This is a genomic window from Streptomyces sp. NPDC102270 (assembly GCF_044766405.1).
Lineage (GTDB): Bacteria > Actinomycetota > Actinomycetes > Streptomycetales > Streptomycetaceae > Streptomyces.
In genome coordinates this window covers 13,670-33,533 of the sequence record NZ_JBIWLX010000006.1, presented here as the reverse complement: position 1 = coordinate 33,533, position 19,864 = coordinate 13,670, and the positions used below count along the sequence as shown (strand labels likewise).

17 protein-coding genes are annotated in these 19,864 nt (G+C 72.2%); 9 read left to right on the top strand and 8 right to left on the bottom strand.

Annotation, left to right across the window (positions count from 1 at the left end):
• Positions 1-114: 114 nt before the first annotated feature.
• The 4 genes from ACIRP7_RS12825 (at position 115) to ACIRP7_RS12810 (ending at position 5,788) form a co-directional block, all read left to right on the top strand.
• Positions 115-720 (top strand): beta-class carbonic anhydrase, encoded by a 606-nt coding sequence (locus tag ACIRP7_RS12825; RefSeq protein WP_403657245.1) that lies wholly within the window; start codon positions 115-117, stop codon positions 718-720.
• A gap of 249 nt (positions 721-969) precedes the next feature.
• Positions 970-2,007 carry an AAA family ATPase gene (locus tag ACIRP7_RS12820; RefSeq protein ID WP_403657242.1) on the top strand — a complete coding sequence of 346 codons (1,038 nt, stop codon included), beginning with the start codon at positions 970-972 and terminating at the stop codon, positions 2,005-2,007.
• Entirely contained in the window at positions 2,007-3,380 is a 1,374-nt protein-coding gene (locus ACIRP7_RS12815) for a DUF58 domain-containing protein (protein ID WP_403657239.1), read from the top strand. The genes ACIRP7_RS12820 and ACIRP7_RS12815 overlap by 1 nt, the downstream gene beginning before the upstream one ends.
• Positions 3,380-5,788: a DUF3488 and DUF4129 domain-containing transglutaminase family protein gene (locus ACIRP7_RS12810; RefSeq protein ID WP_403657236.1), complete on the top strand. Its 2,409-nt coding sequence runs from the start codon at positions 3,380-3,382 to the stop codon at positions 5,786-5,788. Before ACIRP7_RS12815 ends, ACIRP7_RS12810 begins: the two co-directional genes overlap by 1 nt.
• Positions 5,789-6,013: 225 nt before the next feature.
• Here ACIRP7_RS12810 and ACIRP7_RS12805 read toward each other — a convergent pair whose 3' ends face one another.
• From ACIRP7_RS12805 to ACIRP7_RS12795, 3 genes are all read right to left on the bottom strand, one after another.
• A complete protein-coding gene (locus ACIRP7_RS12805; protein WP_057618523.1) occupies positions 6,014-6,409 on the bottom strand; it encodes a DUF3040 domain-containing protein in 396 nt (131 codons plus the stop codon).
• A gap of 277 nt (positions 6,410-6,686) precedes the next feature.
• A complete protein-coding gene (locus ACIRP7_RS12800) occupies positions 6,687-7,457 on the bottom strand; it encodes a methyltransferase (protein ID WP_403657233.1) in 771 nt (256 codons plus the stop codon).
• Positions 7,458-7,612: 155 nt separating this feature from the next.
• The gene (locus ACIRP7_RS12795) at positions 7,613-8,182 is read right to left on the bottom strand and encodes an SAV_6107 family HEPN domain-containing protein (protein WP_403657230.1); all 570 of its coding nucleotides are present in this window, start codon (positions 8,180-8,182) and stop codon (positions 7,613-7,615) included.
• 180 nt (positions 8,183-8,362) lie between these two features.
• On the opposite strand from ACIRP7_RS12795, the gene ACIRP7_RS12790 reads away from it, so the two are divergent.
• From ACIRP7_RS12790 to ACIRP7_RS12770, 5 genes are all read left to right on the top strand, one after another.
• The gene (locus ACIRP7_RS12790; protein ID WP_403657228.1) at positions 8,363-9,118 is read left to right on the top strand and encodes an ATP-binding cassette domain-containing protein; all 756 of its coding nucleotides are present in this window, start codon (positions 8,363-8,365) and stop codon (positions 9,116-9,118) included.
• Positions 9,090-11,174 (top strand): YhgE/Pip family protein, encoded by a 2,085-nt coding sequence (locus ACIRP7_RS12785; protein ID WP_403657225.1) that lies wholly within the window; start codon positions 9,090-9,092, stop codon positions 11,172-11,174. Before ACIRP7_RS12790 ends, ACIRP7_RS12785 begins: the two co-directional genes overlap by 29 nt.
• Before the next feature lie 47 nt (positions 11,175-11,221).
• Positions 11,222-11,854, top strand: a complete 633-nt coding sequence (locus ACIRP7_RS12780; RefSeq protein WP_403657222.1) for a TetR/AcrR family transcriptional regulator — start codon at positions 11,222-11,224, stop codon at positions 11,852-11,854.
• A 391-nt stretch (positions 11,855-12,245) separates the two neighbouring features.
• Positions 12,246-12,860, top strand: coding sequence for a DUF4126 domain-containing protein (locus ACIRP7_RS12775; RefSeq protein ID WP_403657219.1), 615 nt, complete (start codon positions 12,246-12,248; stop codon positions 12,858-12,860).
• A 385-nt stretch (positions 12,861-13,245) separates the two neighbouring features.
• Positions 13,246-14,748, top strand: coding sequence for a phytoene desaturase family protein (locus ACIRP7_RS12770; protein ID WP_403657216.1), 1,503 nt, complete (start codon positions 13,246-13,248; stop codon positions 14,746-14,748).
• A 16-nt stretch (positions 14,749-14,764) separates the two neighbouring features.
• On the opposite strand, the gene ACIRP7_RS12765 is transcribed toward ACIRP7_RS12770, so the two are convergent.
• From ACIRP7_RS12765 to ACIRP7_RS12745, 5 genes are all read right to left on the bottom strand, one after another.
• Positions 14,765-15,745, bottom strand: coding sequence for a hypothetical protein (locus ACIRP7_RS12765; RefSeq protein WP_403657213.1), 981 nt, complete (start codon positions 15,743-15,745; stop codon positions 14,765-14,767).
• A 56-nt stretch (positions 15,746-15,801) separates the two neighbouring features.
• A complete protein-coding gene (metF, locus tag ACIRP7_RS12760) occupies positions 15,802-16,725 on the bottom strand; it encodes a methylenetetrahydrofolate reductase [NAD(P)H] (RefSeq protein ID WP_403657210.1) in 924 nt (307 codons plus the stop codon).
• A gap of 132 nt (positions 16,726-16,857) precedes the next feature.
• Positions 16,858-17,508 (bottom strand): thiamine phosphate synthase, encoded by a 651-nt coding sequence (gene thiE / locus ACIRP7_RS12755; protein ID WP_403657207.1) that lies wholly within the window; start codon positions 17,506-17,508, stop codon positions 16,858-16,860.
• A 94-nt stretch (positions 17,509-17,602) separates the two neighbouring features.
• Positions 17,603-17,974 (bottom strand): Rv2175c family DNA-binding protein, encoded by a 372-nt coding sequence (locus ACIRP7_RS12750; RefSeq protein ID WP_352382923.1) that lies wholly within the window; start codon positions 17,972-17,974, stop codon positions 17,603-17,605.
• 655 nt (positions 17,975-18,629) lie between these two features.
• Entirely contained in the window at positions 18,630-19,850 is a 1,221-nt protein-coding gene (locus ACIRP7_RS12745; protein WP_403657204.1) for an NAD(P)/FAD-dependent oxidoreductase, read from the bottom strand.
• Between the last annotated feature and the right edge of the window lie 14 nt (positions 19,851-19,864).

The window sequence follows — 19,864 nt, the reverse complement described above, 5'->3', positions numbered from 1 at the left end:
AATCAACCGGCCTGCGCGTCGCGCACCGGCGCGGATCCGACGCTCCAAAAGGACCGAAAACACCCGTTCGGGTGCACCCGCTCCTCATGTGGGGTACCTCACACACAAGACGTGATGACGTTCTTTTTCCCTTCTCACGGCAGGACCGCGACGGCGGTGACCAGTACCGTCATGGTTATGACGACTTCCGCATCCGTTCCCACCGAAGGCGCCATATCCGACGGCGGCCGTGTGACCGATCGCCTGGTGAAGGCCAACGAGCAGTACGCCGCCGCGTTCACCGACCCCGGGATGGACGCCCGCCCGGTCCTGCATGTCGCCGTCGTGGCATGCATGGACGCCCGCCTGGACCTGCACGCCGCGCTCGGCCTGGAGCTCGGCGACTGCCACACCATCCGCAATGCGGGCGGCGTGGTCACCGACGACGTGATCCGCTCGCTCACCATCAGCCAGCGCAAGCTCGGCACCCGCAGCGTCGTGCTCATCCACCACACGGGCTGCGGCCTGGAGGCGATCACCGAGGACTTCCGCACCGAACTGGAGATGGAGGTCGGCCAGCGTCCCGCGTGGGCCGTGGAGGCCTTCCGGGACGTCGACCAGGACGTACGGCAGTCCATGCAGCGGGTGCGCACCTCGCCGTTCCTGCTGCACACCGACGACGTGCGCGGCTTCGTGTTCGACGTGAAGACGGGCCTGCTCCGCGAGATCGACCCCACGTAAACGGCCCCCACCAGGCCCGCCGTAGCTGTCGTTTCGCTGTTGATTTCGACCCTCGGGATGCCCAAAGCACCGCAAGACCCGACATAGTGCGGCCAGTTGTCCACAGTCGAGTGACACGAATCGGTAACGGCAGCAAGAATGCGGGTGTGGCGTCACGCGGAACTTTTCACGCGTGGTGTCCGTGATTCGGGGTGGGCCGGTTGCGCGTCATATGCGTCGGCCCGGAAAGTACGGGCCGAGGAGGGCCGGGTGACCACCTATGACGATCGATCGAGCCTCACTGATCTGACCGCCGTCGTGGAGCGGGTACGCAGTTCGGTGGAGGGCGTGATCGAGGGGAAGCCCGAGGTCGTACGGCTTTCACTGACCGTGCTGCTCGCCGAGGGACATCTTCTGATCGAGGATGTCCCCGGCGTCGGCAAGACCATGCTGGCCAAAGCGCTGGCGCGGTCCATCGACTGCTCGGTGCGCCGCATCCAGTTCACGCCCGACCTGCTGCCCTCGGACATCACGGGCGTGTCCATCTGGGACCAGCAGCGCCGGGACTTCGAGTTCAAACCGGGCGCGATCTTCGCCCAGATCGTGATCGGCGACGAGATCAACCGCGCCTCGCCGAAGACCCAGTCCGCGCTCCTGGAGTCGATGGAGGAGCGCCAGGTCACCATCGACGGGCAGACCTATGAGCTGCCCAGTCCCTTCATGGTGGTCGCCACGCAGAACCCGGTCGAGATGGAGGGCACCTACCCGCTGCCCGAGGCGCAGCGCGACCGCTTCATGGCCCGGGTCTCGGTGGGCTACCCCAGTGTGGAGGCCGAGCTGAAGATGCTCGACATCCACGGCGGAGTGAGCCCTCTGGAGGACCTCCAGCCGGTGGCCCACGCGCACGACATCGTGAAGCTCATCGAGGCCGTCCGCGGCGTCCACGTCGCCGAAACGGTCCGGCGGTACGCCGTCGACCTGGTCGCCGCCACGCGCACCCACCCCGATCTCAGACTCGGCGCCTCCCCGCGCGCGACGTTGCACCTGCTGCGCGCCGCCAAGGCCTCCGCCGCCCTCAGCGGCCGCGAGTTCGCGCTGCCGGACGACGTCCAGGCGCTCGCCGTGGCCGTCCTCGCCCACCGTCTGCTGCCCACCGCCCAGGCCCAGCTGAACCGGCGCACCTCGGAGCAGGTCGTGCAGGAGATCCTCCAGCGCATCCCGGTCCCCGCCGCCGCTCCCCAGCAGGGCGGTCTCGGAGTCGGCCGCAGGGCGCCCGCGTATCCGCAGCAGCCGCCGCGGAGCCTGTGATGTCCACCGGGGTGCCCTCGGCCGGCGGCCCCGAGACCGACCGGGGCGACCAGGGCGGGGTCCGCACGGCACTGACAGGGCTGACCACCCGGGGCCGCTCCTTCTTCGCCGCCGGTATCGCCGCGGCCATCTGCGCCTATGTCCTCGGCCAGAGTGATCTGCTGCGGGTCGGCCTGCTGCTGGCCGTACTGCCGCTGGTCTGCGCCACCGTGCTCTACCGCACCCGCTACCGCGTCGCGGGCAGCCGCAGGCTCTCCCCCGCGCGCGTGCCCGCCGGCAGCGAGGCCCGCGTCCATCTGCGGATGGACAACGTCTCGCGCCTGCCCACCGGCCTGCTGATGCTCCAGGACCGGGTCCCCTACGTCCTCGGTCCGCGCCCCCGCTTCGTGCTCGACCGCGTCGAGCCGGGCGGCCGCCGCGAGGTCTCCTACCGGGTCCGCTCCGACCTGCGCGGCCGCTACCCGCTGGGCCCGCTCCAACTGCGCCTGACCGACCCGTTCGGCATGTGCGAGCTGACCCGCTCCTTCTCGACGTACGACACCCTGACCGTGATCCCGCGCGTGGAGCCGCTGCCGCCGGTGCGGCTGAGCGGTGAGGCCAAGGGGTACGGCGACGGACGGCAGCGCTCGCTCGCCCTGGCCGGCGAGGACGACGTGATCCCGCGCGGCTACCGCTACGGCGACGACCTGCGCCGGGTGCACTGGCGTTCCACCGCCCGCTACGGCGAGCTCATGGTCCGCCGCGAGGAGCAGCCCCAGCGAGCCCGCTGCACGGTGCTCCTGGACACCCGGGGCCTCGCCTTCGCGGGCGCCGGCCCCGACTCGGCCTTCGAGTGGGCCGTCTCGGGCGCCGCCTCCGTCCTGGTCCACATGCTCGAGCGGGGCTTTTCGGTACGGCTGCTCACGGACACCGGCAACTCCGTGCCCGGCGAGGGCGCCGACGGCTTCGCGGGCGCGAGCCAGGGGACCGCGGACGCGGCCGGGCTGATGATGGACACCCTCGCCGTGATCGACCACTCCGACGACACCGGCCTGTCGCGCGCCTACGAGGTGCTGCGCCGCGGGAACGAAGGACTGCTGGTGGCCTTCTTCGGCGACCTCGACGAGGAGCAGGCCACGGTCGTCGCCAAGATGCGTCAGCGCAGCGGGGGCGCGCTCGCGTTCGTGCTCGACAGCGAGGGCTGGGTGCGGGAACCCACCGATGTGTCCGCGCCGTTGGACGAGCGCGAGGCGCGGCTTCGGATGCTGCGCGAGGCGGGCTGGACGGCGGTGGGCGTGCCGCGGGGCGCCTCGCTGGAGGAGCTGTGGCGGCTCGCGGACCGTGAGCGCACGGGCGTCGGTGCGGCCGGGGCCGGGGCCGGGGAGGCATCGTGATGAGCGGGCGGGCACGACTGGCGCTGTGCGCGTGGGCGGCCACGCTGATGGCCGCGTGCGCCCTGCTGCCGCTGCTCGAGCCGGTCACCTGGATCGTGCAGGCCGCCTTCCTGCTCGGGGTGCAGACGGTCGTGGGCGCGGTGGCCCGGCGGATCCCGCTGGCCCGTCCGCTGACGGTGGCCGCCCAGGCGCTCGTCACGCTGTTCATGCTGACCCTGATCTTCGCCCGCGACCGGGCCTTCCTGGGGCTGGTCCCGGGCCCGGGCGCCTTCCTGCACTTCGGGGACCTGCTGCAGCAGGGCGGCGACGACATCGCGCGGTACGCGATCCCGGCGCCGCTGGCGTCCGAGGGCATCAAGCTGATGGTCTTCGGCGGTGTCCTGATCGTCGGGCTCGTGGTGGACACCCTCGCGGTGACCTTCCGCAGTGCGGCCCCGGCGGGCCTGCCGCTGCTCGCGCTGTACTCCGTCGCCGCGGGGCTGTCCGAAGGCCACGGCGACTGGTTCTGGTTCCTCATCGCGGCGATCGGCTATCTGCTGCTGCTCCTGGCCGAGGGGCGCGAGCGGCTCTCGCAGTGGGGCCGTGTCTTCGGCGGGGCATCACGCTCCCCGGGCGCCGACTCCGGGCCGGTCGCGCCGGTGCGCACCGGCCGGCGGATCGGCGTGGCGAGCCTCGGCATCGCCCTCGTGGTGTCGGCCACCCTGCCCTCGATGAACGGCGGCCTCCTGGACGCCACCGGGGCGGGCGTGGGCGCCGGAAGCGGCAGCGGGGGCACGATCTCCGCGGTGAACCCCCTGCTCTCGCTGCGCGACAGCCTGAACGTGGACGAGGACCGCCAGGTGCTCTCCGTGCGGACCCAGAGCAACGACACCTCCGACCTGTATCTGCGGATCGTCTCCCTGGACGACTTCGACGGCCGGACCTGGAAGCCGTCCAAGCGGTCCATCGGCGCCGTACCGAAGGACTTCCCCCTCCCGATCGGCCTCGGCTCCGACGTCAGGCGCACGGAGCTCAAGACGAGCATCTCGGCGGCGAACTGGTACGAGCAGAGCTATCTGCCCATGCCCTACCCGCCCAGTGGCGTCCAGGTCCGCGGCAACTGGCGCTACGAACCGGAGGGCATGGCGCTCGTCGGCGACCACGGACAGAACACGCGCGGGCTGACGTACGAGGTGAAGAGCCTGGACGTCCAGCCGACGGCCGAGCAGCTCGCCGCGGCACCGGCCGCTCCCCCGGTCATCGAGCGTGAGTACACCGACCTGCCCGACTCGGTGCCGGCGGTGGTGGCCAGGACCGCCCGCGAGGTCACGGCGGACGCGAAGAACCCCTATGAGCAGGCGGTCGACCTCCAGGACTACTTCGCGGTGACCGGGGGCTTCGAGTACGACACCCAGGTGGAGGTCGGCGACGGGCCCAACGCGATCGCCAACTTCCTGCGGGACAAGCAGGGCTTCTGCGTCCACTTCTCCTTCGCCATGGCGGCGATGGCCCGCTCCCTGGGCATTCCGGCCCGGGTCGCGGTGGGCTTCGCGCCCGGCACCCCGCAGGCGGACGGCTCGGTGTCGGTGGGGCTCAAGGACGCCCACGCCTGGCCCGAGCTGTACTTCGAGGGCGTGGGATGGACCCGCTTCGAGCCCACCCCGACCCGGGGCACGGTGCCGTCGTACACCATCCCGGACGCCACCGGCAGCGTGGACCCCGGCGTGGCGCGGCCGTCCGCCGGGTCGTCCACGGCGCCGTCGGCCTCGCCCTCGGCGAGCGAGAGCTGCTCGGCCCAGCTGCGGAAGCTGGAGGCGTGCGACAGCGCCTCCCCGGCGGCAGCGGCGGCCGCGGACGGCGGCGGCCCCTGGTGGGCCGTACAGGGCCCGTGGTGGTATCTGAAGCTGCTGTTCTGGGTGCTCGTCGGGCTGGGCGTGCTGTTGATTCCCCTGGCGCCGATGCTGTGGCGGCTGCGTACCCGTTCGGTGCGTCTGGGCGGGCACGGCCGCAGTGACGAGGGCGCTGCCGCGCACACCCTGGCGGCCTGGCAGGAGCTGACCGACACGGCGTGGGACTTCGGGATCCCGCCGGACGACTCGCAGACGCCACGCAAGGCGGCCGCACGGATGGTCCGGCTGGGGCATCTCGATCCGACGGCCGCGGCCTCGGTGCACCGGGTGGCGGACGCCGTGGAGCAGGTGCTCTACGCCCCGCATCCCCGGCTGACGGCCGGCCTCGCGCAGGACGTCCATCGGGTGATCGGCGGACTGCGCGGCTCGGTGGGCCGGGGCACGCGGGCGCGTGCGCTGATCGCCCCGCGTTCTACCGCGAGGGTGGTGTGGGCGGTCTCGGAGTGGTGGGCAAGGGTCAGGACACGCGCGGCGGCGGCCCGGCCGACCCTGCGCAAACCGTCCGGTCAGGGAGGCTGAGTCGGGAAGGCTGGAAGAGCCGCCCCGCAGGGCGGCGGACGACGGTGGCCCGGGCCTCTCGAAGGCCCGGGCACTGTGCTGCCAGGGATGAGTGCCTGCACGGGCGGGGACGCCTGGCGGACAGCTCGGAGACATGCGGGAGGGGGTGAGCACCCGGCTGGGTGCTCACCCCCTCAGAACGTCTGTGAGAGCGGCTCGTGGCGACCGCGGTGGGCGGGGGGCCGGCTACTGGCCGCCCTGTTCGTCGCGGCGGCGCTGCCAGCGCTGCTCGATCCGGTCCATCATCGAGCGCTTCTGGCGTCCCTGACGACGGGCGTGCGGGGCACCGGCAGCGGGCTGCTCGCCCGGCTTGGGGGCCTTGCGCCAGCCGGTCACCGCGAGCACCGCGCACCCCAGCATGACGAGAAACCCCACCACGCTGAGCCACACCTGCTTGGCGACCATACCGGCCATGAGGAGCGCGATACCCACGAGGAAGCCGGCGACCGCCTGGTAGACCCGCCGCCGGGTGTACGTACGCAGCCCGCTTCCCTCGAGCGCCGACGCGAACTTGGGATCTTCGGCGTACAGCGCTCGCTCCATCTGCTCGAGCATGCGCTGCTCGTGCTCCGAGAGCGGCACGGAGTCCTCCTCATCGTGCAGTCGCCGGGGCGACTCGGGGGGTCCCTTCAGGATAGGCAGGGAATCGCCCCCGTGAAACCCGCCCCTCTGCGCCAATTGGCCAACCGGATTCCGTCATGAACGCTCCGGCTGCTGAATCTTGTCATTCCCCAGCGGCCGTCCCGTCATGCCGGGCGGTCTCCCTCGATCATACGGCGCTGCGGGCGCGATCGGGGGGCCTGTGGCGTACTCCATGCACCATCAAGTACCTGATCAGCACTCCGGCACAGGGGGCGGCTCAGGCCTCGGCGGCCTCCCGCGTCTCACCGAGCACATGGAGCTGGGTGGCCACGGAGTGGAAGGCGGGGAGTTCGGCCGCCGCCTCCTCCAGCTTCAGGAGGGCTTCCAGGGCACCGGGTTCGGTGTCCACCAGCACGCCGGGGACGAGGTCGGCGAAGACCCGCACACCGTGCACGGCGCCCACGGTGAGGCCGACGCCCTCGACGAGCGCGGTGAGCTGGTCGGCGGTGAAGCGGCGCGGCACGGGGTCGCCGTCGCCCCAGCGGCCGTTCGGGTCGTCGAGCGCCTGCCGGGCCTCCTTGAAGTGGCCGGCGAGGGCCCGCGCGAGCACGGCGCCGCCGAGTCCGGCGGCGAGCAGGCTGAGGACGCCCTCGGGGCGCAGGGCTGCCACCACGTTGCGCACGCCCTCGGCCGGGTCGTCCACGTACTCCAGGACGCCGTGGCACAGCACCACGTCGTAGCCGCCGCGCTCGGCCACGTCGAAGAGGCCGTGGGCGTCGCCCTGGACGCCCCGCACCCGGTCGGCGACACCGGCCTCGGCGGCCCGGCGCTCCAGGGCGAACAGCGCGTTGGGGCTGGGGTCGACGACGGTGACCTGGTGGCCGAGACGGGCGACGGGCACCGCGAAGTTGCCGCTGCCGCCTCCGGTGTCGAGGACGTCCAGCGCCTGGCGACCCGTGGCCTTGACCCGGCGGTCGAGGGCGTCCTGGAGGACCTCCCAGACCACGGCGGTACGGAGGGAGGCGCGGGGTCGCAGCGGGTCCGACACGGCAGTTGACTCCTCGGCGCGGATGTGAAGGCTTCAGGCGCCTTCCACCCTATTGCCTCCGGTACCCCACCTGGTCACTGTGGTGCCGTGCCCGGTTGCCCGTCTCGTACGGCGGACCCTGGTGGGCCCCGGTGGTCCGTGGCGCCGCGCGCCGGTCACCCGGCGTCCGGAAAGTCACGGTCGGTGCCGTGGCCGCTCTCCTGTGACCCCTCGGCGTCCTGGCGTGGCTGCGGCAGGACCGGCTGGAGCACCAGCATCCGCTCGACGAGGCGCAGGAACATCGCCACGTCGCGTATGAGGTCGTCCGCGTCCCGGCGGCTGGCCGCGCCCTGGATGCCCGCCTCGGCCCGGGCACGGCGCCGGGCCCCGGAGGCGAACAGCGCGCTCCACTCCGCGAGCTCGGGCGCTATCTCGGGGAGCACTTCCCAGGCGCTCCGTATCTTGGCGCGGCGTCGGGGCGTCGGTTCCGGACGCCCCCGGGCGGCGAGCACGGCGGCCGCGGTGCGCAGGGCGGCGAGATGGGCCGTCGCATAGCGCTCGTTCGGCGTCTCCAGTGCCGAAGCCTCGTCGAGGCCCGCGCGGGCCTGGGCGAGCAGGTCGAGGGCGGCGGGCGGGGCCGTCGCCCGGCGCAGCACGGGGTGTACGTCGCTCGCCGGGCCGGTCAGTGAGGGGGCAGGGCCGGTGGCGCGGCGCCGACGGGCGGCGGCTGCGTGGTAGCTGGCCATGACGATCCTCCTGTCGTCTGGTTGCCGGCATCTCGCGCTACGGAGTGCCGTATGTGCCCATCGTGAGGTATGCCACTGACAATCCGTTCTGACCTGGGCTTTTGCTTCGATCGAAGGTTCGGGTTACTTTTTGCACTGACCAGTCAGTTCAAAAAGTTCTCGATTCAAGAAGATCAGGGGGTGGCCGTGGACGGAGTCGCTGTCACGGCCGAGGGTCTCGGTCTGAAGGGGCCTCGCGGCTGGGCGTTCCGCGGGGTCGACCTCGCCGCGGAGCCCGGCGCGTTGATCGCCGTGGAGGGGCCCTCGGGGTCCGGTCGTACGAGCCTGCTGCTGGCGCTCACCGGGCGGATGAAGGCCACCGAGGGCACGGCGACCGTGGGCGGGGCACGGCTGCCGAAGCAGCTCGCGGCGGTGCGCCGGTTCAGCGCGCCGGCGAACGTCGCCGGGGTCACCGACCTCGACCCGGCCCTGACCGTCGGGGAGCACCTGCGCGAACGGACGCTGCTGCAGCGCCGGTTCGGCGACTCGGTGCGCGCCCTGCTGCGACCCCGCGCGGAGCGTACGGCCGAGGCGAAGCTGCGGATCGACACCGCGCCGGCGGCCGCCGGGCTCGACCTCCCAGCGCTGCCGAAGGGCGCGCGGACCGCCGTACGCGATCTGGAACGTCTGGAAGCCCTGCGGCTGTCGATCGCCCTGGCGCTGATCGGCCGTCCGCGGCTGCTCGCCGTCGACGACCTGGACCTGAAGCTGTCGGACGCCGAACGCGCCGAGGCCTGGGCGCTCCTCAGGTCCCTCGCCGCGGCCGGGACGACGGTCGTGGCGGTGTGCAGCGAGGCCCCTGAGGACGCCGTGACGGTGTCCACGCGGCCGGAAGCCGTGAGGGACGAGACCAGTGAGGAGATGACCGATGCGCTCGCCGAGACTGGCCGCGCTTGAGCTGCGCCGCTTCGGCAGAGGGAAGCTGCCGCGCGCCGCCCTGGTGGCCCTGCTGGTGCTGCCCCTGCTGTACGGCGCCCTGTACCTGTGGTCCTTCTGGGACCCCTACGGCCGCCTGGACCGCATCCCCGTCGCCCTCGTGAACGACGACAAGGGCGCCACCGCCGACGGGAAGAAGCTGACCGCGGGCGACGACCTCACCGAGGGACTGCGCGAGAGCGACACCTTCGACTGGCACGAGGTCGGCGCCGCCGAGGCGCGAAAGGGCGTCGAGAACGGCACCTATTACCTGTCGCTCACCATGCCGGCCGACTTCAGCCGGCGGATCGCCTCCAGCGCGGGCGACTCCCCCGAGACCGGCGCCCTCCAGGTCCGTACGAACGACTCCAACAACTACATCGTCGGGCAGATCTCGCGGACGGTCTTCGCCGAGGTGCGCCAGGCCGCGTCCACGAAGGCGTCGCGGTCCTTCCTGGACCGGATCTTCATCTCCTTCTCCGACATCCACGGCGCCACGGTGAAGGCCGCCAACGGGGCCGACGACCTGGAGGGGGGCATCGGCAAGGCAGAGAAGGGCTCCGAGGACCTCGCCTCGGGCCTGCGGGAGGCCAAGGCCGGCAGCGGCAAGCTCTCCGACGGGCTGGCGAAGCTCGACACGGGCTCGGGCGACCTCGCGGACGGCGCCCGGCAGGTCGCCGACGGCACTCAGAGCCTCGCCGACAAGGTCAACGGGGTCGCGGACAAGGTGGGTCCCTTCCTCAAGGGCAACGAGAAGAGCATCGGCGATACCGCCCGGCTCGTCGCCGACTCGGCCGTGGCCGTCCGCCGCAACCTCGACACGCTGGTCAGGACCGCCCCGGCGGCCGCCGGCGGAGCACACAAGGCTGTCGACGCACTGAACGCCGTCTACAAGGCGCGCTGCACGGACCCGGTCCTGCCGGACCCCGACTGTGCCGACCTGAAGAAGGCCAGGCAGGCCGCCGCGGACGTGGCGAAGGTCGCCGACGACGTCAACGTCCTCGTCGCCGACCAGAACGGCGACCTGAAGAAGCTCGACGGCCAACTCGCCACCCTCCAGCAGCAGGCCCGGACCCTCGCCGACCGGGCGCCCCGCCTCTCCGAGGACCTGGACGACGCCGTTGCGAAGATCAACCAGCTGAACCGGGGCGCGGGCAAGGTCGCCGCCGGCGCCAGGACGCTCCACTCGGGCCTCGGCACCGCGCGGACCGGCGCACAGGACCTGGACGAGGGCGTCGGCAGGCTCAAGACCGGGGCCGACACCCTCAGCGGCGGCATGTACAAGCTCGCCGACGGCTCCGGGAAGCTCTCCGACGGGCTGCACGACGGTGCCTCGCAGATCCCCGACTACGACAAGAAGGACCGCGACCGGCGCACCGGCGTGATGGCCGACCCGGTCCAGCTGGTCTCCAAGGACCTGCACAAGGCACCGAACTACGGCACCGGGTTCGCCCCGTACTTCATCCCGCTGTCCCTGTGGGTGGGCGCGATGGTGGCGTACATGCTCATCACGCCGATGAACCGGCGTGCTCTCGCCGCCGGTGCCGCGGCCTGGCGGATCGCGCTGGCGGGATGGCTGCCCGTGGTGGCGATCGGGGTGCTGCAGGTCGTGGCCCTGATGTCGGTGCTGCACTGGGCGATCGGCCTCCAGATGGCGCGGGCCGCCGGGACGGTGGGCTTCCTGTTCTTGGTGACGGCCTGCTTCGCGGCGATCGTCCAATGGCTCAACGCCCGCTTCGGTGCCGCGGGCCGGATCCTGGTCCTGGCCCTCCTGATGCTCCAGCTGACGTCCGCGGGCGGCACCTACCCCGTCCAGACCAGCCCGGGCTTCTTCAACGCGATCCACCCCTTCCTTCCGATGAGCTATGTCGTCGAGGCCCTCAGAAGGCTCATCACGGGCGGCGGTCTCACTCCGGTGTGGCACGCGTGCGTGGTGCTCCTCGCCTTCACCGCGGGCGCCCTCGCGCTGACCGCCGTCTCGGCGCGTCGCCGGCAGGTATGGACGCTGGACCGACTGCACCCGGAGCTGACCCTGTGAGCCCTTCCGCGACCTCGGGTGCCCCCTCACCTGTGAGAATCAGGACCATGGAAAGCAGCAGCGCCCCGGCGGGCGTCAGCACACGCCGCGAGGCCACCCGGCAGAAGCTCTACGAGGCGGCCGTCACGCTCATAGCCGAGCAGGGCTTCTCCGCCACCACGGTCGACGAGATCGCCGAGCGCGCCGGGGTCGCGAAGGGCACGGTCTACTACAACTTCGCGAGCAAGTCCGTCCTCTTCGAGGAGCTGCTGCGGCACGGTGTGGGCCTGCTCACCGCCTCGTTGCGGGAGGCGGCGGAAGCGACGGCACGCGCGGGGGGCGGCAAGGTGGACGCCCTGGACGCGATGATCCGCGCGGGCCTCGTCTTCATCGACCGCTACCCGGCCTTCACCCAGCTGTACGTGGCCGAGCTGTGGCGCACCAACCGGACCTGGCAGTCCACGCTCATGGTGGTCCGTCAGCAGGCCGTGGCGGTCGTGGAGGACGTGCTGCGCGAGGGTGTGGAGAACGGCGAGTTCAGCGACGAGATCGACGTCTCGCTGACCGCCTCCGCCCTGGTCGGCATGGTCCTGGTGGCCGCCCTGGACTGGCAGTCCTTCCAGCCCGAGCGCTCCCTGGACGACGTGCACGCGGCGCTGTCGCGGCTGTTGCAGGGGCGGGTGAGCGGGCGCAGGGGATGACACCGGGCTGACATGCGAAAGCGCCGGTCCGCTGTGGCCGCGTCCCCCGCGGGCCACCTCGAACCGGCGCCTTCCCTTGCTCCCCCGCACTCCCCCGATCCCCCGTCCCCCCGTTGGGCCCCCGTTCGGTCGTTCCCCCGCTTTCCGGGTTCCCCCGTGCCTCGCTCCCGCCGGCCTCGGCCGACGGAAGGAGCGGGTCCGGGGCGGCTCCGTTCCGGCGCCCCGTGTCGCCGGTGCCGGAGCCGTTCCCCTTCGCCGTGCCTCCACTCTCCCGTTCAGGCAGGTCGAGGCCCATCCGCGCGCGTACTCATCTCCGCCCCTGGGTACGGATACTCAGTCCTGCGCACTCACCCCCAGGACGGCCCGTGGCCGACTGGCTACGATCGCGTCCGTGTCGGTACTCCCTTTGGTGTTCACGAGCGGCTGGGCCAGCGGCGTCAACGCGTACGCGGTGGTGCTGCTGCTCGGCGTGTTCGGCGCGACGGGGCTGAGCGACGACGTCCCCGAGACCCTTCAGCGCCCCGAAGTCCTCGTCGTGGCAGGCGTGTTGTTCCTGTGCGAGGCGGTGGCGGACAAGATCCCGTACGTCGACTCGGCGTGGGACTCCGTACACACCGTGGTCCGGCCGGTCGCCGGCGCCTGGGTCGGGGCGTTGCTCGCGGGGCAGAGCGGTTCGCTCAACGACGTGGTCGCGGGCCTGGTGGGCGGTTCGACGGCGCTGGCGAGCCACACGGTCAAGGCGGGCACCCGCATGGCGGTGAACGCCTCCCCGGAGCCCTTCAGCAACATCGTCCTGAGCCTGGCGGAGGATCTCGGCGTCGGCGGCATCGTCGCCTTCGCGATGTTCCACCCGGAGGCGGCGGCGATCATCGCGGGCGTCCTGCTGACGACCGGACTGGTGGTGCTGGTCTTCCTGATCTCCCGCATCCGGAGATTCCGCCGCCGCAGGGCCCGGCGACGGGAGGAGAGACGCCTGGCGACCCAGCAGGCCCGGCCACCGGCCTGACGCCGTAGACGGCCGGAACGACCCGACTTCCGCCTGCCGCACACCGCGAGTACCACCGCCGAGCCGACCACCGGACCGACGCCTTCGGCAGGCGAAACGACTTCGCCTCCGCCTGCCGCACCCGCGAGGCCACCGCCGAGCCAACCCCCTGCGGGGCCGTGCCCAGGCCTCCCCGTCCCCGGCTCGCACCACCCGCGGAACCGCGCCTCCCGCCCCCCGACCCGGTCTGCGCACCTGCACCGAGGCGGGCGAGGCCTTGGCCGGTCGCCCGGTGGGGCGTGGCCCGGAGGGGAACGGCAGACTGGCGCGTGCAAGGCGGTCCGACCTGCCCGTAACCGCGGCCCGCGGCCGGGGAGTGTCAGTGGCGGCCGATAAAGTCGCAGGCATGGCACGGATTGCGGTGATCGGCGCCGGGATGGGCGCGATGGCGGCTGCTGCCCGGCTGGCCGTCGCGGGCCACCGGGTGGCGGTGTACGAGCGTACGGAGACGTACGGCGGGGCGGTGCGCCGGTTCGAGCGGGACGGGTTCGGGTTCGACACCGGGCCGGGGCTGCTCACCCTTCCCGCTGTCTACCGCGATCTGTTCATCAAGACCGGCAAGGAGCCACTGGAGTCGGTCGTCGAGCTGGTCCAGGTCGACCCGTCGTCACGGCACGTCTTCACGGACGGCACCGAGGTGTCCCTGCCCAACGCCTCGCGCGCGGGAGTGGTCACCGCACTGGACGAGGCCCTCGGCGCGGGCGCGGGCGCACGCTGGGGCGACTTCCTCATCCGGGCCCGCGAGGCCTGGGACCGCACCCGCAGGCCGCTCCTGGAGGAGCCCCTGTGGCCCAACTGGCAGGTGCTGCAGCGTGAGCCCTACCCCGCGGTGCCGCACAAGCGGCTGCTGCGCACCCGCCGGGCCTGCACCCTGGCCCAGATCGGCGCCTGGGAGCTGCGGGACCCCCGTCTCGCGGCCCTGCTGTACGGCCACGCGCTCGCGTACGGCCTCGACCCCGGTTCCGCTCCGGCGAGCGCGGCCGTCCTGCCGTACGTGGAGCACGCCTTCGGGACCTGGTATGTCCGGGGCGGCGTAAGGGAGTTGGCGCGTGCGGTGTACGAGCGGTGCGTCCAGCGCAAGGTCGAGTTCCGCTTCGGCGCCGAGGTGACGGGCGTCCTGGAGAAGGACGGTCGCGCGGTCGGGCTGGAGTTCGCCGACGGGACGGTCGAGGAGGCGGACACCGTCGTCGGCACCGGACCTTGGCGGCTGCGCGCGCTCGTACCGGGTCGCGAGCTCTACGGCGGCGAGGGCGTCCTTCCCGGCGCCGAGGACCTGCACCCGGGCCGGTTCGTGGTGTGTCTCGCTCTGCGCGGCGCGCGCGAGCCGGACGCCGCGCACCGCACGGTGGTGTACGGCCCCGATCCGGAGGACAAGCTGGACCTGTTCGCCCACGGGGAGATGCCCGACCCCACGGTCCGGATCGACCGGCCGGACGACCCCGCGCTGCGCCCCGACGCGGACCACGAGTCCGTCGTGCTGACGGCGACCGTGCCCTGCGGCCGTGGATACGACTGGGTCACACCGGGGGTCGTCGAGACCTTCGCGGACCGGATGGTCGCCGCCGCCGAGCGGGCGATTCCCGGCTTGCGCGAGCGGATCCTGTGGCGCGAGGTGCGGACGCCGCTGCACACCGAGCGGGAGACAGGGGCCGAGGGCGGCGCCGTCCCCCCGCCCTCGCTGGCCGGCGGCGACGGCATCCTGCATCCGTCCAACAGCACGGCGATACCTGGCCTGTTCACGGTCGGCGGCTGGTCGCATCCCGGCGGCGGCCTCGCCCACGCCGGGATGTCAGGTGCGCTGGTGGCCGGACTGATCGTGGAGGGGCCGGAGTTCCGCGGCTCTCAGTGACGCGGGCAGCCCCGCGTCAGAAGCGGTACTGCTCGTCGTACCCCTGGCCCTGGTTGTGCTGCCCCTGGCCGCTGTCGTCCTGGTAGTACCCCTGCTCCTGCGGGAGTTCACCGCCGTAGGACTCGTCGGTGCGCTGCTGCGGCACCCACACCCCGCCGGCCGGGGTCTCGCCGCCGTACGTCCCGCCGTACTGGTCGTAGCCCTGCTGGACGAACTGCTGCTGGCCGCCGTAGGAGGTGTCGTACGAGCCCGCGCCATAGGTCTGGGTGCCGATGTACGGGTCGGAGTAGGCGGCGTACTGCTGCTGTCCGGCCGGGTCGTAGCCGTACTGCTGCTGGTCGTAGCCGGTGTAGCCGTCGTAGCCGTAGGTCTGGTCGGCGGCGGCCGTCGCGTACTGGTCCTGTGTCTGGCCCGTGGACGCGTAGGACTGGTCACCGGCGTAGGCGGAGTCGTTGTACACGCCGTAGGAGCCGGTGTCGTCGGGCAGCGGCTGCGGCTCGTAGACCGAGGTGGTCTCGGCGGCCGTGGGGGCGGCGGAGCGTGCGGGCGTGAAGACGTCGTCGCGGTCGTAGTCGTCGTCGTGGCCGAAGCCGGCGGTGTTGTCCGGCCGGCCCTGGTCGTACCCGGTCTCATCGAGATGGGCCGCGCCGCCCGTCGCCAGGTCGGAGGCCTCCAGGTCGGGCTCCTCGCGGCCGCGCTCGCGGCGGCTCTTCTTGCCGCCGGTCAGACCGCCCAGTGCGGCCGGGGGGTTGACCGCCCAGCCCTGCTCGAAGCCGCGACGGAAGGACAGGGTGACGTAGGTCTGGCCGACCGCGAAGGCGATCGCGCCCAGGCCGATGACGATCACCGACGGGATCAGCACGCCGAGGACCACACCGAGGAAGCCGACGAAGGCGAGCAGCCGCCAGCGCAGTCGCGCCTTGTACTGCAGCAGCACCTCGCCGAGCAGCCACAGCGCGACGAATCCGAACGCGATGTAGAGGACCGTCCAGCCCATGTACGCCCCTCTCCCAGTGACCGCTACGCAGTGTGTCGTATGTCCGTGCGGCCGGTCTAGGCCTGCGGTGGATGGTGCAGACCCAGGTTTTCGTAGATTTCCAGCGAGGCCGTTGAGTTGTTGAGCGTGATGAAGTGCAGTCCGGGCACTCCCTCGGACAGCAGTTGCGCGCAGAACTCCGTGGCGAACTCGATTCCGATTGAGCGTACAGCGGCCGGATCGTCCTTTGCTGTGAGGATCCGCTCTTTCAGGACGGAGGGGATGATCGCGTTACTGAGCTGTGGTAGCCGCTCCAGCATCCGGACGCTGGTCACGGGCATGATCTCCGGGATGACGGGGGTCGCGCAGCCCGCCGCGTCGACTCGGTCACGCAGCCGCAGATAGGACTCCGGCTGGAAGAACATCTGGGTGATGGCGTAGTCGGCGCCGGCACGGCACTTGTCCACGAAGCGCGCGACGTCGGTGTCCCAGTCGGCGGAGCGCGGGTGCATCTCCGGGAAGGCGGCGACACCGACACAGAAGTCGCCCGACTCCTTGATGAGCCGGACGAGTTCGGCGGCGTAGGTCAGGCCCTGGGGGTGCGCCACCCACTCGGCCATCGGGTCGCCGGGCGGGTCGCCGCGCACGGCCAGCATGTTGCGGATCCCGGCGTCGGCGTACTGGCCGATGATGTTGCGCAGTTCCGCGATGGAGTGGTTGACCGCGGTGAGGTGGGCGACCGGGGTCAGGGTGGTGTCCGCGACGATCTGCTGGGTCTCCTTGACGGTGCCCGCGCGGGTGGAGCCGCCGGCGCCGTAGGTGACGGAGACGAAGTCCGGGGCGACCGCCTCGACCCTCCTGAGGGCGCTCCACAGGTTCCGCTCGCCTTTGGGGGTCTTCGGCGCCGAGAACTCGAAGGAGTACGTCGTCTTTCCCGCGGCGAGCATGTCGCGCACCGTGCGTGCGCGGTCAGTCCTGGTGGATGCGGTTCCTAGGGCCATACCGGCAGGTTAGCCAGGGGGCAGCGGTCACCCAACCAGATCAGGGAAATTTGCCCGTTTTGTCGACTTGTTGTCCATCCTTCGGACACCGGGCCGATCATGCGACCGGCCTCTCCGGTCGGCGCCGACCCGTCACCACGTGTCACGCAACCGCTTCGCGAACTCCGCGGCGGCCGCGCCCGGATCGTCCGCCTCGGTGATCGCCCGGACGACCACGACCCGGCGGGCGCCGGCCTCCAGGACCTCGTCGAGGTTGCCGAGGTCGATGCCCCCGATGGCGAACCAGGGGCGGTCGGTGCCGAGGGCGGCGGTGTGGCGGACCAGGTCGAGGCCGGGGGCGTGCCGGCCCGGCTTGGTGGGGGTCGGCCAGCAGGGGCCGGTGCAGAAGTAGTCCACGCCGTCCTGCTCGGCGGCCGCTGCGGCCTCCGACTCGGCGTGGGTGGAGCGGCCTATGAGGATGTCGTCGCCGAGGATCGCGCGGGCGGCGGGGACGGGCAGGTCGCCCTGGCCCAGATGCAGTACGTCGGCACCGGCCGCGTGGGCGACGTCGGCCCGGTCGTTGACCGCGAGAAGCTTGCCGTGGCGCGCGCAGGCGTCGGCGAACACCCGCAGATGCTCCAGTTCCTCGGCCGCCTCCATGCCCTTGTCCCGCAGCTGCACGATGTCGACACCGCCGGCCAGGACCGCGTCCAGGAACTCGGCGAGGTCGCCCTGGCGCCTGCGGGCGTCCGTGCACAGGTAGACACGGGCGTCGGCGAGCTGGGTGCGGGCGGTGTCGGGCATGCGTGTGTCTCCCCCGGGTTCGGTGGCGTACGGGCCGTGCCGGACCGTGGCCGTGGCCTCGGTGGTCACGGCCCGTACGCCGGTGTGGTTCGGATCAGACGGCGAGCGCCTGGGCCCGGCGCTTCACCTCCGTGCCGCGATTCTCGCTCAGGGCCTGCGCGGGGGTGCCGGGCAGGCTGTCGTCGGGCGTGAAGAGCCACTCCAGCATCTCTTCGTCGGTGAAGCCGTCGTCCCTCAGGAGCGTCAGGGTCCCGGTCAGGCCCTTGACGACCTTCTGCTCGGCCACGTCGATGAAGGCGGCGGGCACGTGCAGCGCGCGGTTCTCACCACGGCGTACGGCGATGAGCTGGCCCTCCTTGACCAGCTGCCGCACACGCGTCACCTCGACATCGAGCATCTCTGCGATGTCGGGGAGGGTGAGCCAGGCGGGGACGAGAGCATCGATCTTTGCGTCAATCTCGGTCACGGGATTAAGCGTGCCATCCCGCACTGACAGTCGGAAGCCGGGGCACCTCCGACGGGGGGACGGAAGGGCTGATCGCCGGGTGCGCTCAGGGTGGCCCCGGGGGCCGAAAGAGAGGCCGGCAGCAGGTCAGGGGCACCGAGCAGTATCGGGCCGCGTCGCCGGACCACGCCGCCGACCGACGCGCCACTGTGATCGCCGGTGGCGTCCGATTGCGCAGCGCCTCGCCCGGGAAGCCCAAGCGTGGCCGCCGGTAGGTCAGGGGCATCAGGCACCACTAGGCCGCGCCGCCGAGCGACCCGCCACCGCAATTCGCCGACCGCGACCGATCGCGCGACACGCTGCCCAGACGGCCGAAAGCATGGCCGCCAGCAGCTCAGGCGCGTCAAACACCACCAGACCGCGCCACCGCGGCGGAAGGGCCTTGCCCGGGTCACGACACGGTGGTCCGCCTCCGCCGTGGTTGCCAGCGGCGGCATACGGGGCCCGGTCGCCTCGCCGTCCATGTCGGAGGCGACGGAGAAGGCGACGGACTCGTCGCCCTTTCCGGAGGCCTTCACCGGGGCGACCTTGCCTGCGCCATCGTCGGCCTCCGTGGCCGGACGGGCCGCCCACGCCCTCGCCCTCGCCGCTCAGGAATCGCCGGGCCCCGGGCCGCCTACGCCGTCGCCGCCTTGAGCGGTCTCGCCGGGTCTGCCAACAGTTCCGGGTCCATCTCCGTGCCCGCCTCGATCAGGCGGCGGCCCTGGGCCAGGTCGCGGGGCCGGCCCACCGCCAGGAGGGCCACCAGGCGGTTCTCGCGCAGCCAGCACACCGTCCAGGCGGGACCGGACGGCTCGCCGCGCCACAGGGTCGTGTCGGCGGAAGCGTGGTGGCCGGCGTACTGGACGAAGCGGCCGAACTGCTCGGACCAGAAGTACGGGACCGGGTCGTAGACCGTGGGGGTCTCGCCCAGGATGTCGGCGGCCACCGTGCGGGGGCCCTGGAGGGCGTTGTCCCAGTGGTGGACCAGCAGGCGCTCGCCGTACCGCGCCGAGGGGAAGGAGGCGCAGTCGCCGACCGCGTAGACGTCCGGCGCGGAGGTGCGCAGCCGGTCGTCGGCGAGGACCTCGCGGTGGGCGCCCAGCTCGATGCCGGAACCGGCGAGCCAGGCCGTTGCCGGCCGGGCGCCGATACCGACCACCACAGCGCCCGCGGCCACCCGGGAACCGTCGTCCAGGACGACCGCGCCCGGATCGACACGCTCCACGCGCGCGTTCGTCCGCAGAACGGCCCCGGCGTCGGCGTACCAGGAGGCCATCGGCGCGGCCACCTCGGCGGGCAGCGCGCCCGCGAGCGGCCGGTCGGCGGCTTCCACGACCGTCACCGCGCAGCCCGACTCGCGTGCGGCGGTGGCGAACTCGGCGCCGATCCAGCCCGCGCCGACGACCACGATGTCGTGCTGCCGGGCCAGCACGGGGCGCAGTCGCTCGGCGTCGTCGAGGGTGCGCAGCAGATGCACGCCGGGCACGCCCTCCGTGCCGGGCAGCCGGATCGGTTCGGCACCGGTGGCGATGACCAGGACGTCGTACGGGCAGGGCCCGGCCTCGGTGTCCAGCTCGTGCGCGTCGGGGCGCACGCCCAGCGCCTCGCGGCCGAGCTGCAGTTCGATGCCGAGGGCCTCGAAGTCCACGTCGAAGGCGGATCCCTCGGCCTTGCCCAGCAGCACGGCCTTGGAGAGCGGCGGACGGTCGTACGGCTGATGGGGCTCCGCGCCGATCAGCGTGACGGTTCCCGTGAAGCCCTGTTCCCGCAGGGCGACCGCGGTCTGCACCCCGGCCATGCCCGCGCCGACCACGACCACCCGCCGCTGCGCCCGCGCCTGCATCTGCTCGCTCATTTGATCACCATAGT

Bases quoted from the DNA above. Each gene is read 5' to 3' on its own strand.
- ACIRP7_RS12765 (WP_403657213.1), bottom strand. From the start codon at position 15,745: ATGGGCTGGACGGTCCTCTACATCGCGTTCGGATTCGTCGCGCTGTGG.
- ACIRP7_RS12780 (WP_403657222.1), top strand. From the start codon at position 11,222: ATGGAAAGCAGCAGCGCCCCGGCGGGCGTCAGCACACGCCGCGAGGCC.
- ACIRP7_RS12810 (WP_403657236.1), top strand. From the start codon at position 3,380: ATGAGCGGGCGGGCACGACTGGCGCTGTGCGCGTGGGCGGCCACGCTG.
- ACIRP7_RS12770 (WP_403657216.1), top strand. From the start codon at position 13,246: ATGGCACGGATTGCGGTGATCGGCGCCGGGATGGGCGCGATGGCGGCT.
- thiE (WP_403657207.1), bottom strand. From the start codon at position 17,508: ATGCCCGACACCGCCCGCACCCAGCTCGCCGACGCCCGTGTCTACCTG.
- ACIRP7_RS12795 (WP_403657230.1), bottom strand. From the start codon at position 8,182: ATGGCCAGCTACCACGCAGCCGCCGCCCGTCGGCGCCGCGCCACCGGC.
- ACIRP7_RS12745 (WP_403657204.1), bottom strand. From the start codon at position 19,850: ATGAGCGAGCAGATGCAGGCGCGGGCGCAGCGGCGGGTGGTCGTGGTC.
- ACIRP7_RS12785 (WP_403657225.1), top strand. From the start codon at position 9,090: ATGCGCTCGCCGAGACTGGCCGCGCTTGAGCTGCGCCGCTTCGGCAGA.
- metF (WP_403657210.1), bottom strand. From the start codon at position 16,725: ATGGCCCTAGGAACCGCATCCACCAGGACTGACCGCGCACGCACGGTG.
- ACIRP7_RS12825 (WP_403657245.1), top strand. From the start codon at position 115: ATGACGTTCTTTTTCCCTTCTCACGGCAGGACCGCGACGGCGGTGACC.
- ACIRP7_RS12815 (WP_403657239.1), top strand. From the start codon at position 2,007: ATGTCCACCGGGGTGCCCTCGGCCGGCGGCCCCGAGACCGACCGGGGC.